11 protein-coding genes are annotated in these 11530 nt (G+C 66.5%); 6 read left to right on the top strand and 5 right to left on the bottom strand.

Annotated features, from left to right (window positions below; all coding sequences use genetic code 11):
- The 3 genes from prfA to VGC77_RS20645 form a co-directional block, all read left to right on the top strand.
- Window positions 1–999: peptide chain release factor 1 (gene prfA / locus VGC77_RS20655; protein WP_331173435.1), on the top strand; the 999-nt coding region annotated here is incomplete at its 5' end.
- 385 nt (window positions 1000–1384) lie between these two features.
- Window positions 1385–2260: a peptide chain release factor N(5)-glutamine methyltransferase gene (prmC, locus tag VGC77_RS20650; protein WP_331173434.1), complete on the top strand. Its 876-nt coding sequence runs from the start codon at window positions 1385–1387 to the stop codon at window positions 2258–2260.
- Between the two features lie 472 nt (window positions 2261–2732).
- Entirely contained in the window at window positions 2733–3494 is a 762-nt protein-coding gene (locus VGC77_RS20645) for a DUF4167 domain-containing protein (protein ID WP_331173433.1), read from the top strand.
- 21 nt (window positions 3495–3515) lie between these two features.
- On the opposite strand, the gene VGC77_RS20640 is transcribed toward VGC77_RS20645, so the two are convergent.
- Complete coding sequence (locus tag VGC77_RS20640; RefSeq protein WP_331173432.1) at window positions 3516–4292, bottom strand: methyltransferase domain-containing protein; 777 nt, start codon at window positions 4290–4292, stop codon at window positions 3516–3518.
- Window positions 4293–4433: 141 nt separating this feature from the next.
- On the opposite strand from VGC77_RS20640, the gene gloB reads away from it, so the two are divergent.
- A complete protein-coding gene (gene gloB / locus VGC77_RS20635) occupies window positions 4434–5201 on the top strand; it encodes a hydroxyacylglutathione hydrolase (protein ID WP_331173431.1) in 768 nt (255 codons plus the stop codon).
- A gap of 7 nt (window positions 5202–5208) precedes the next feature.
- Entirely contained in the window at window positions 5209–5643 is a 435-nt protein-coding gene (locus tag VGC77_RS20630; protein WP_331173430.1) for a cupin domain-containing protein, read from the top strand.
- A gap of 21 nt (window positions 5644–5664) precedes the next feature.
- On the opposite strand, the gene VGC77_RS20625 is transcribed toward VGC77_RS20630, so the two are convergent.
- The 3 genes from VGC77_RS20625 to VGC77_RS20615 all read right to left on the bottom strand — a co-directional run bounded on the left by VGC77_RS20625 (window position 5665) and on the right by VGC77_RS20615 (window position 8744).
- The gene (locus tag VGC77_RS20625; RefSeq protein WP_331173429.1) at window positions 5665–6540 is read right to left on the bottom strand and encodes a DMT family transporter; all 876 of its coding nucleotides are present in this window, start codon (window positions 6538–6540) and stop codon (window positions 5665–5667) included.
- A 28-nt stretch (window positions 6541–6568) separates the two neighbouring features.
- Window positions 6569–7294 (bottom strand): acetoacetyl-CoA reductase, encoded by a 726-nt coding sequence (gene phbB, locus VGC77_RS20620; RefSeq protein ID WP_331173428.1) that lies wholly within the window; start codon window positions 7292–7294, stop codon window positions 6569–6571.
- Window positions 7295–7565: 271 nt separating this feature from the next.
- A complete protein-coding gene (locus tag VGC77_RS20615) occupies window positions 7566–8744 on the bottom strand; it encodes an acetyl-CoA C-acetyltransferase (RefSeq protein ID WP_331173427.1) in 1179 nt (392 codons plus the stop codon).
- A gap of 289 nt (window positions 8745–9033) precedes the next feature.
- On the opposite strand from VGC77_RS20615, the gene phaR reads away from it, so the two are divergent.
- Window positions 9034–9648: a polyhydroxyalkanoate synthesis repressor PhaR gene (phaR, locus tag VGC77_RS20610; RefSeq protein ID WP_331173426.1), complete on the top strand. Its 615-nt coding sequence runs from the start codon at window positions 9034–9036 to the stop codon at window positions 9646–9648.
- 261 nt (window positions 9649–9909) lie between these two features.
- On the opposite strand, the gene VGC77_RS20605 is transcribed toward phaR, so the two are convergent.
- The coding region (locus VGC77_RS20605) for a bifunctional diguanylate cyclase/phosphodiesterase (RefSeq protein ID WP_331173425.1) at window positions 9910–11530 on the bottom strand (1621 nt) is incomplete at its 5' end.

The following is an 11530-nucleotide window of genomic DNA, read 5'->3' as shown; positions in this document are numbered from 1 at the left end:
GACACCTATGTGAAGCTGATGCGCGAGCTCGCCGAGCTCAATCCGCTGGTCGAGGCGGTGAAGGCCTATCGCCAGGTCCGCAGCGAGCGCGGCGAGATCGAGGCGCTGCTCGCCGATCCTTCGACCGATCCGGAGATGCGGGCGATGGCGGAGGCCGAGCAGCAGGCCCTGCAGGCGCAGGAGGGCGAGCTGGCGCAGCAGATCCGCGTCGCGCTGCTGCCGAAGGACGCGATGGACGACCGCAACGTGATGCTGGAAATCCGCGCCGGCACCGGCGGCGACGAGGCCTCGCTGTTCGCCGGCGACCTGTTCCGGATGTACGAGAAATTCGCCTCGCTGCAGGGCTGGAGCGTCGAGGTGGTGTCGGCCTCGGAAGGCACCATGGGCGGCTACAAGGAAATCATCGCCGAGGTGAAGGGCCGCGGCGCCTTCGCCAAGCTGAAATTCGAATCCGGCGTACACCGCGTGCAGCGGGTGCCGGACACCGAGACGCAAGGGCGCATCCACACCTCGGCGGCGACGGTGGCGGTACTGCCCGAGGTCGAGGAGGTCGACGTCGACATCAAGCCCGACGATCTGCGGATCGAGACCATGCGGGCGCAGGGCGCCGGCGGCCAGCACGTCAACAAGACCGAATCGGCGATCCGCATCACCCACATCCCGACCGGGCTGCAGGTGATGATGCAGGACAGCCGCTCGCAGCACAAAAACCGCGCCTCGGCGATGAACATTCTGCGCGCGCGAATTTATGACGCCGAGCAGCAGCGGATCGATTCCGCGCGCTCCGCCGAGCGCAAGGAGAAGGTCGGCTCCGGCGACCGCTCGGAGCGGATCCGGACCTACAATTTTCCGCAAGGCCGCGTCACCGATCACCGCATCAACCTCACGCTGTACAAGCTGCCGCAGGTGATCGCCGGCGAAGCCTTGGGCGAACTGATCGACGCGCTCACCACCGAGCACCAGGCCGCACAGCTCGCGGCGCAAGGCAATGCGGCGTGAGGCGGGGCGCTGCGACTCTGACGACCTTCGGTCCCGCACGGCCGCGATATTTTCCCTCCCCCCTGCGCGGGCAACCGCATACGGATTGGAGGGCGTGCAGAGTGCACCTCGACCGTGAAGTTGCCGCTGCATATCAACGGGTCGTCCCTGCGCACGCAGGGACCCATACGGCGAGGAGTCTCGTTTTGTGCCGTGGCCAAGGCCTTTCTTCATCTCCGAAGCAAGGGGTGATGGGTCCCTGCGTGCGCAGGGACGACCCATGGAGAGGCCATGCTCGATCGCTGCTATGCGGAGCTGAGCTGACACCGTCATCTGCGATCGCTCTCCCCGCAAGGCAGACGGCATCCGCGGGCGCCCGCAAGGCGCTCACCGAAGCACCATCGTCGTGACTGAAAGCTTTGCCGCACTTTCCATCGACGCCGCGCGGCGCGCGGTGGCGGCGCGGCTGCGCGACGCGGCAATCGAGAGCGCCGAGCTCGACGCCCGGCTGTTGATCGGCGCGGCGCTCGGGCTCGATCTCACCGGCCTGATGGTGGCCGCGGCGCGCGTGCTGACACCCGACGAAGCGCGGTGGCTCGAGGCGCTGCTGGCGCGGCGCATCAACGGCGAGCCGGTGGCGCGAATTCTCGGCGTCAGGGAATTCTGGGGGCTGCCGCTGGCGCTCTCCGCCGATACGCTGGTGCCGCGGCCGGATACCGAGACCCTCGTCGAGGCGGCGCTGCACCTGTTTCAGGGCCAAGCCGCGCCGCGGCGCATCGCCGATCTCGGCACCGGCTCCGGCGCGATCCTGCTGGCGCTACTGTCGGAATGGCCGCTGACGCAAGGCGTCGCCAGCGACATCAATCTGAACGCGCTGCGCACCGCCCGCGGCAACGCCGCGCGCCTCGGCCTTGCGCCCCGCGCCGGCTTCGTCGCCTGCAACTACGCGGCGGCGCTGCGCGGGCCGTTCGACCTGATCGTCTCCAACCCGCCCTATATCCGCAGCGCGGAGATTGCGACGCTGGCGGTCGAGGTCCGCGACCACGATCCCCGCCGCGCGCTCGACGGCGGCGCCGACGGCCTCGACGCCTATCGGGCGATCGCAACCCAGGCCGCCGGCTTGCTGGCGCCCGGCGGCGCGCTGATCTTGGAGATCGGCGAGGGCCAGGGCGACGAGGTCGCGGCCTTAGTGCGGGCGGCGGGGCTGGCGCCCGATCCGGCGCCAAAGCCCGACCTCGCCGGGATCGCCCGGGCGGTGATCGGCCGCCGGCCGGCCGGTTGAGGTCGGAACCGATTGCAAAAAACCGCTTGGAATATTGTCCAAGAGCGACTACGTTCCGGGCCATGACATCAGGGTTGCTGGCCCCGCGCACGCTGCGGGTGAAGGCCACCATTCTCACCGTTGAGAATGCTCGCCGATGAGAATGCCCTGAGTAAAAAGGTTCCAAAAAGGCGGATTGGATTGAGCGCGATGGCTGAGAGAGCTGCGCCGCTTGCGACCGCAAAGCGAACGAAAGCCTGATATTGCGCTTGAAAACTCACGCGAGTCCACCTGAGCTTGTTCCGGCTGACTGAATGAGTCGGTCCGCGCTCCTGGCGCTCGCGGTCGGTTGGGGAACGCGTCTGTTGAACGCGATGGTCGGCAAAACCGATTTGAACGGCAGTGCGATCTGGATGCCCAAGGCGCGTCCGGAACCGGCCGTGGCTATCTCTGTGACAATGACTTCAATGTGGGTGTGGTAAAAAGGCTCGACATGAGAAACGGTCAGAACAACAACAAGCGGCTGCGTAACCGCAACAATAACAGCAATAATAACAACAATAACAATAACAACCGGCGCGGCCAGAACCCGATGACAAGGGTGTTCGAATCCAACGGCCCCGATATCAAGATCCGCGGCACCGCCTCGCACGTCGCCGAGAAATACGTCCAGCTGGCGCGCGACGCGCGCTCCTCGGGCGACCCGGTCGCAGCCGAGAATTATTATCAACACGCCGAGCATTATTTCCGTCTGATCGCCGCCGCGCAGGAGCAGTTTCGCCAGAACCTGCCGCAGCAGCGCAGCGACAACGAGATGCAGGACGATTCCGGCGAATTCGGCGACGGCGAAAGCTATTCGAATTTCGGCGCCGAGCCCGGCCTGGTGCCGGTGCAGCCGCAGCCCTTCGTGCCGCGCGAACCGCGTGAGCAGCCGCAGCGCGAGCAGCCGCGCGACCAACAGCGCGAGCCGCGCGAGGCGCAGCCCTATCAGCCGCGCGAGCAGCAGCAGCCCCGCGAACATCGTCCGCAGCCGCAATACCAGCCGCAGCCGGTGATTCCGGTCAGCGACAGCGTCGATCGGCTGCCGTCCTTCATCACCGGACCGCAGCCGCAGATCAACGGCGCGCCGGGCTTCGAGGCCGCCGGTGGCGAGCGTTTCCCGCCGCGCCGCCGCCGCCGTCCGCAAGGTCCGCGCCCGGAAGGCGCCGCGGCCCCGGCGGCCCCGGCCGACGACTTCAACCCCGGCAACGAATAGGCCGCGCCCCGCCGACGTCGCTCAGCGCGGCGCCGGCATCCCCAGATCGCCCATATGGCCGTCGTCGCCGTCGCGCGGCGACGGCAGCATCGCCGGCTGCAACGCCGGGATCAGCCTTGTGCGCTCGCGGCGCACCGGGATCGCGCGCGCCACCTGCTTGGTGGCCTCGACGAGGTGCACCCCGGCGAACGGCAGCGCCAGCGCCGCGCCGACTCGCTCCCAGGCCGGCGCCGAGCGCAGCATCCAGTTATGCCCGATCGGCGGCAGAAACAGCGCCTCGCTCCACGCCGTCGGCGTGAACCAGCTGCGCCGCAATAGCTGCGCGATCTGGGTGCGTGAATACGGCCGGCCGTGGCCGAACGGCGTGGTGTCGGTGCGCGCCCACACCCCGCGGCGATTCGGCACGATCGCGATCAGCCGGCCCGACGGCGCCAGCACCCGCCATAATTCTCGCATCAGCCCGTCCGGATCGTCGGACATTTCCAGCGCGTGCACCAACAGGATGCGGTCGACCGAGGCGTCCGGCAGCGGCAGCGAGCGCTCCTCGACCAGGGTCGACAGCGTCGGCCGCGCGGTCGGCCATTTCAGCACCCCCTGCGCCGCCGGCATGAAGGCGATGCAGCGCTCGCTGTCGTTGCGAAACAGCCCGAGATAGGGCGTCGAATAGCCGAGCCCGAGCACGCGCTGGCCGCGGGCATCGCGCCAATGCGCCTGAATCCCGCGATTGATCAGCCGCCGCGCCATCACGCCGAGGCGTTGCGAGTAGAAGTCGCGCAGTTCGGTGACATCGATCGTCATGGATGGCAGTCTATCACCCGGCAGCGCCGCCAAGACGGCATGAATGTCACCAGCAATAACGCATTGCCGCGCAAGCGTTAACGCCATATTTCAGAGGCCCCGGGGTGGTTCAGCCCCGGTCGGATAGCTCACGGAGATGTCATGGCCGCCGAAATTCGCGTGTTCACCTGCCTCAAGGATAATTTCGGCTACCTGGTGCACGATCGCGACAGCGGCGCCACCGCCTCGATCGACGCCCCCGAAGCCGGTCCGATCCTCGCCGCGCTCGACCGCGAAGGCTGGACGCTGACCGACATCCTGGTGACGCATCACCACGCCGACCACATCGGCGGCATCGCCGAATTGAAGCGCGCCACCGGCTGCCGCGTCGTCGCGCCGCACGACAATGGCGCGGCGATTCCCTTGGTCGACCTGCGGGTGCGCCAGGGCGACGTCGTCAAGATCGGCGGGCTGTTGGCGCGGGTGCTGGAAACGCCGGGCCACACCCTTGATCACGTCGCCTACGTGTTCGACGACGACAAGGCGCTGTTCGCCGCCGACACGCTGTTCTCGATCGGCTGCGGCCGGGTGTTCGAGGGCAGCTATCCGATGATGTGGGAGTCGCTGTTGAAGCTGCGGGTGCTGCCCGACGACATGCGGCTGTATTGCGGCCACGAATACACCGCCGCCAACGTCAAATTCGCACTCACCGTGGAGCCGAACAATCCGGCGCTGCAGGCCCGCGCCGCCGAGGTGGCGCATCTGCGCACCGCCGGGCTGCCGACGGTTCCATCGCTGCTCGGCGAGGAGAAACAGGCCAACGTGTTCCTGCGCGCCGACGAACCCACGGTGGCCGCGGGCGTCCGGCTGAAGGGCGCGGGCCCCGTCGAGGTGTTCACCGAATTGCGCGAACGCAAGAACAAGTCGTGAGCCGCTGATGCCGACTCACGCGCTCACCGCCGCCGCCATCATCGCCCGGCTCGGTCTGCAGCCGCATCCGGAGGGCGGGCATTTTCGCGAGAGCTTTCGCGATTCGCGCGTCGACGAGGCCGGACGCAGCGCCTCGACCGCGATCTACTTCCTGCTCGCCCGCGGCGAGCGCTCGCATTGGCACCGCATCGATGCGGTCGAGATCTGGCACTACTACGCCGGCGCGGCGCTGCAGTTGCAGATCGCCGACGCCCACGGTCAACGGACCTTGTTGCTGGGGCCGGATCTCGCCGCGGGGGAATTGCCGCAAGGCATCGTGCCGCCCTTCGCCTGGCAGGCCGCGCAAAGCACCGGCGACTGGACGCTGGTCGGCTGCACCGTGGCGCCGGGGTTCGACTTCGCCACGTTCGAACTCGCGGCAAAGGGCTGGGAGCCGGCGTAACCCGCGGCGCGCTATCCCCGCTCAGCGCCCTTTCCAGATCATATCTTTCGCCGCGACCAGGCCGCCGCCGGCGATCAGCGCGGCCGCCAGCGCCAGCGAGGCGCTCGGCTCGGCGAAGCCGGCAAGGATCAGAAACCCGGTCGACAACAGCGGCGTGGCGTAGCTCGCCGCCCCCAGCACGCGGATGTCGCCGCGCTTCATGCCGATGTCCCAGGCGTAGAACGCCGCCCCCACCGGGCCGATGCCGAGGATCGCCACCGCCGTCCATTGCAGCGCCGTCGCCGGCCACCGCGTGGTTTCGACCGCGCCGTGCAGCAGCGCCGCCAGCACTGAGGTCGCGAGGCAGAAGCCGGCCACCGCGTCGGTCGGCACCGCCCGCAGCCGGCGCGACATCACCGAATAGCCAGCCCAGACGAAGGCGGCGACGAACGCCGCAACCAGCCCGGCGATGTGATCGGGCGCCCACGCGGCCTTGGCGTTGCCGGCGAACAGCAGCACGGTGCCGAGCAATCCGAGCAGCGCGCCGACCAAGTGATGCCAGCGCAGCCGTTCGCCGGGCAACAGCGCGGAGAACAGCACGATCAAGAGCGGCCACAGATAGTTCAACAGCCCGCTTTCGGCCGGCGGCGCCAGCCGCAACGCCAGGAAATACAGCGCGTGATAGCCGAACAGCCCGCCGACGCCGACCGCCCAGGCCAAAGGCGGCTGCCGCAAGGCGCGGCGCGCCGCGCCCGGCCGCGTCAGCCAACTGGCAAAGCCGACCGCCGCGCCGATCGCAAAGGTCATCGCGGCGAGCTGAAACGCCGGCATGGTGCCGGAGGCGACCGTCAGCAGCGCCAGCAGCGACCACATCAGGATGGCGCTGAGCCCGATCAGCGTCGCCGTGCGCACCGTCATCGCGCGGCGCGCCCGGGTGACGCCGCCGTCAGGTCATCAATTGCCCGCCATTGATCGACAGCGTCGAGCCGGTGATGAAGCCGGCGTCGTCGGCGGCGAGGAACACTACCGCGCGGGCGATTTCCTCCGGCTCGCCGAGCCGGTTGACCGGAATCAGCGGCAGGATGTTCTTTTCCAGAACCTCCTTCGGCACCGCCTGCACCATCTCGGTGTTGATATAGCCGGGGCAGATCGCGTTCACGGTGATGCCGCCGCGCGCGGTCTCCAGCGCCAAGGCCCGGGTGAAGCCGAGGTCGCCAGCCTTCGCCGCCGAATAATTCACCTGGCCGAACTGGCCCTTCTGGCCGTTGACCGAGGAGATATTGATGATGCGGCCGAACTTGCGGCCGCGCATGCCTTCGATCACCTGCCTGGTGACGTTGAAAAGCGAGCCGAGATTGGTGCTGGACACCGCGTTCCATTGCTCGAGCGTCATTTTGTGAAACGCGCCGTCGCGGGTGATGCCGGCATTGTTGACCAGAATTTCGACCGGGCCGAGCTCGGCTTCCACTTTCTTGACGCCCTCCACCGAGGCGTCGAACGAACTGACATCCCATTTGAAAACCGGAATTCCCGTTTCGGCCTTGAATTTTTCCGCCGCCGCGTCGTTGCCGGCATAGTTGGCCGCCACCTTATATCCCGCAGCCTTCAACGCCTTGCTGATTGCCGCCCCAATTCCTCGTGTTCCTCCGGTCACCAACGCGACACGCGCCATCGTCAAACTCCTCCCCTGCGCCTGATCCGTCCCGCACTGCGCAGGACAACAACCGAATCAAGCGCCGCATTGCCATTGAAAGCGTGATCAGATGCTGAGCCTTTAACCTTGTTATGACCGTTGCTGACTGCGCTCCGTTTCGTAGTAGCTTCGAATTAATCTGGCCGCGTGACGAACATCAAGCAAAAACGCCCGGCACGATGGCCGGGCGTCGGAATGATTAGGTGCAGTGCGGTGAGAAGAATTTTTTGCGCTGTGCTGCGTTGCGAGATCAATCGCGCGCGACGCACATCGCAATACCCATGCCGCCGCCGATACACAGTGTAGCAAGGCCTTTCTTGGCATCGCGCTTCTGCATTTCGTGCAGCAGCGTCACCAGCACCCGCGCGCCGGAAGCGCCGACCGGATGGCCGATCGCGATCGCGCCGCCGTTGACGTTCACTTTAGACGTATCCCAACCAAGATCCTTGTTGACCGCGCAGGCCTGCGCGGCGAAGGCCTCGTTGGCCTCGATCAGATCGAGATCGCCGATATTCCAGCCGGCCTTTTTCAGCGCCGCGCGCGACGCCGGGATCGGCCCGGTGCCCATGATCTTCGGATCGACGCCGGCCTGACCCCACGACACGATGCGCGCCAGCGGTGTCTTGCCTTCCTTGGCCGCCTGCTTGGCGGTCATCAGCACCACCGCGGCGGCGCCGTCATTGATCCCCGACGCCGAGCCGGCGGTGACGGTGCCGTCCTTCTCGAACGCCGGCTTCAGCTTCTGCATCGCCTCGAGCGTGGCGCCGTGGCGCGGGAATTCGTCGGTGTCGACGATGATGTCGCCCTTGCGGTTCTTCACCGTGACCGGGACGATCTCGTCCTTGAAGCGGCCGGCCTTCTGCGCCGCCTCGGCCTTGTTCTGCGAGGCCACTGCGAACTCATCCTGCTGCTGCCGGGTGATTTGATACTGCTTGGCGACGTTCTCGGCGGTGTTGCCCATGTGATAGCCGTTGAAGGCGTCCCACAGACCGTCCTTCAGCATGGTATCGACGAATTCCACCGCGCCCATCTTCACGCCGCCGCGCAGATATTGCGCGTGCGGCGCCATGCTCATGGATTCCTGGCCGCCCGCCACCACGATCTCGGAATCGCCGTTGAGCAGCGCCTGATAGCCGAGCGCCACGGTGCGCAGCCCGGAGCCGCACAGCTGATTGACGCCCCAGGCCGGGCTCTCCACCGGCACGCCGGCGGCGATCGAGGCCTGCCGTGCCGGGTTCTGGCCCTGCGCCGCGGTCAGGATCTGACCCATGATGACTTCGGACACCCGGTCCGGCTCGAGGCCGGCGCGCTCCAGCGCGGCTCGGATCACCACCGCGCCGAGGTCATGAGCGGGCAAAGTAGCAAAGGCGCCGTTGAAACTTCCGACAGCGGTACGAGCAGCGCTGACGATGACGACATCGTCGGACATGAGCATTTCTCCTGGGCTTAAACTGTTGGACTGTGCCCGCCGGGGCGGCGGACCGGGTCGGGCGCTATCCTGTTAACCTCGTTACGGCGTGTCAATCGGCAAAGCCCAAATCGACGCCGCAGCGCAATCAAAATGCCGTTCTAGGCGGCACCGGCAGCATCCACACGCTGCCAAATTAACCTTCGCGAACAAAAAGGTAGCAGAACCGCGACGGAAGTGCTTATTTTATTGCATTGCGTTTCGTTCCTCCGGCGCAAGCCGGTTCCTGTCCTCCTAGGTGTGGGTGACCATGGCGAAATCGAATCTGCCGACGACGATCAAGAAGTATGCAAACCGGCGGCTCTACAACACCGGAACCAGTACTTATGTGACGCTCGAAGACCTCGCCGCGATGGTGAAGGACGGCGAGGATTTCCTGGTCTTCGACGCCAAATCCGGCGACGACATCACCCGCTCGGTGCTGGCGCAGATCATTTTTGAACAGGAGAACAAGGCCGGCCAGAACCTGTTACCGACCACCTTCCTGCGCCAGCTGATCAGGTTCTACGGCGACAGCATGCAGATGGTGGTGCCGCGCTATCTGGAGCAGTCGATCGATACGCTGACCCGCGAGCAGGAGAAGTTCCGCAAGCAACTGACCTCGACCTTCAGCGTCGGGCCGTTCGCGCCGCTGGAAGAGCATGTCCGCCGCAACATGGAATTGTTCGAGCGCACCTTCTCGATGTTCAAGCCGTTCGTGCCGCCCTCCAGCGCGCCGGCGCCCGAGCCCGAGGCGCCGCCGGAGGCCGCCGTCGAAGGCGGCAATATCGACGACCTGCGCCGCCAGATGAAGGAGATGCAGGACCGGCTCGATCGGCTGTCGGCGGAGCCGAAGAAGGACCTCGAGCCGAAGAAAGAGGATTGAGCTGAGTTCTCGATGCGCCCGGCCTCGGCCCGGCGCCTTGCATGTGGCTTACTTCCCGGCATGGCGGAGCTGTGCCATTCACTATACGACGTCATTCCGGGGCGCGAGAGCGCGAGCTCGAGCGAACCCGGAATCTCGCAACCGGCATGGCGCTGGACGCGCAGCAAGATTCCGGGTTCGCACGCCGCTGACGCGGCTCGCGCCCCGGAATGACGGCCCACTTTTTGTGGAACGCATCCGGCCCGTGCTCACTTCGCCAGATCAGCTCGCCGCGGTGGCGCCCTGGCCGCGGATGCTCCATGGCCGCTCCGCGGAGGCGAGCCCGATCAGCCGGCCCTGGATGTAGTCGCAGCCCCAGTCGCGCAGCATGATCGCGGACGGCTCGTCCTGCACCCATTCGGCGACGGTCTTGATCTCGAGCCGGCGCGCCAGATCGATCAGCGTCTGCACGAAGGCGCGGTCGTCGGCTGAGCGCGCGATGTTCTGCACGAAGGCGCCGTCGATCTTGACGATGTCGACGCCGAGATTGCGCAGATTGCGGAACGAGGTGTAGCCGGCGCCGAAATCGTCGATGGCGATGCGGCTGCCGAGCGCTTTCAGGCGATTGACGAAACCGCGGATGTCATCGAGGTCGTGGATCGCCACCGTCTCGGTGATCTCCACGATCAGGCGCTGCGCGACACCGGGATGCGCACGCATCATGGATTCGATGGTCGCCAGCCAGTCCGGGTCCATCGCCGTCGCTGGCGAGATGTTGAGCGAGAGCTGCACATCTGGCGTCTCGGCGAGTTCAGCGATGACGAGTTCGAGCACGCGGTGATCGACCAGGCGAATGAGGCCAAGGCGCTCGGCCACCGGCACGATGTCGGGCGCCAGCAGCAACTGGCCATCGTCCTGCTTCATGCGCACCAGCGCTTCATAGAAAGCGGGGGCGCTGCGATCGGCGCGCACCACCGGTTCGAAGGCGCAGACGATGCGGCGTTCGTTCAGCGCTTTGACGATCTCGTCGGTGACGCGGATATTGACGCGGCGCTGGGCGTCGCGCTCCACATTCGGTCGCCACAGATTGAAGCTGCCGCGGCGGCGGCGCTTGGCGGCGTCGAGCGCTTCCTGCGCGCGGTTGACGGCTTCGTTGACGTCGCGGCCGTAGCGCGGAATGCTGATCGCACCGATGGTGGCGGTGACGGAGACCGGGCCGGATTTGGTCGGGATCACGTCGTCGCGGATGCCGGCGAGGAAACGTTCGGCGGCGATATTGGCGTCGTCGGCGGTGCAGTTCTTCAGCACCAGTCCGAATTTGTTGCCGGAGAAGCGCCCCATGATATCGCCGCCGCGCAATCGCACGCGAATGCGCTGGGCGATGTCGGCGATGACGTCGTCGGCGACATCGAAGCCGAAAGCATCATTGATGCGGCCGAGATGATCGATGGCGATCAGCATGAAGGCGAATGAGGCGCGAAAGCGCGTGGCTTCTTCGATGCTTTCCGCAAGTGCGGCCAGGAGATGCGTACGATTGAGCTCGCCGGTGACGGGATCGCGCTGCGAGAGTTTTAAAAGCTGTTCGTCATGGGCATGGCGCTCGTTGTTGATGCGCACGATGCCTTCGACGCGCAGCGGCCGGCCATCGCTGCCGGTGCGGACGCTGCCATTTTCCTCGATCCACAACAGCGGCGCGGTGGTGGAGGCGCGCACGCCATAATCGATGCGATAGGTGCCGCCGGATTGCAGCGCCGAGACCAGCGCTTCGCTGCGCACGGCGCGATGCGGCTCGATCAACGCTGCGAAGTCGCTGCCGCGGGCGATGGTGTCGGTGGGGATGTCGGTGAAGATGGATGCGGCCGGCGCGGTCCAGGTGATGGCGTCGCTGGCGATGTCCCAGACG

It is taken from the genome of Rhodopseudomonas sp., assembly GCF_036404135.1.
GTDB lineage: Bacteria > Pseudomonadota > Alphaproteobacteria > Rhizobiales > Xanthobacteraceae > Rhodopseudomonas_A.
The sequence above is the reverse complement of the archived record's forward strand: the minus strand, read 5'-3'. Positions and strand labels throughout refer to the sequence as shown.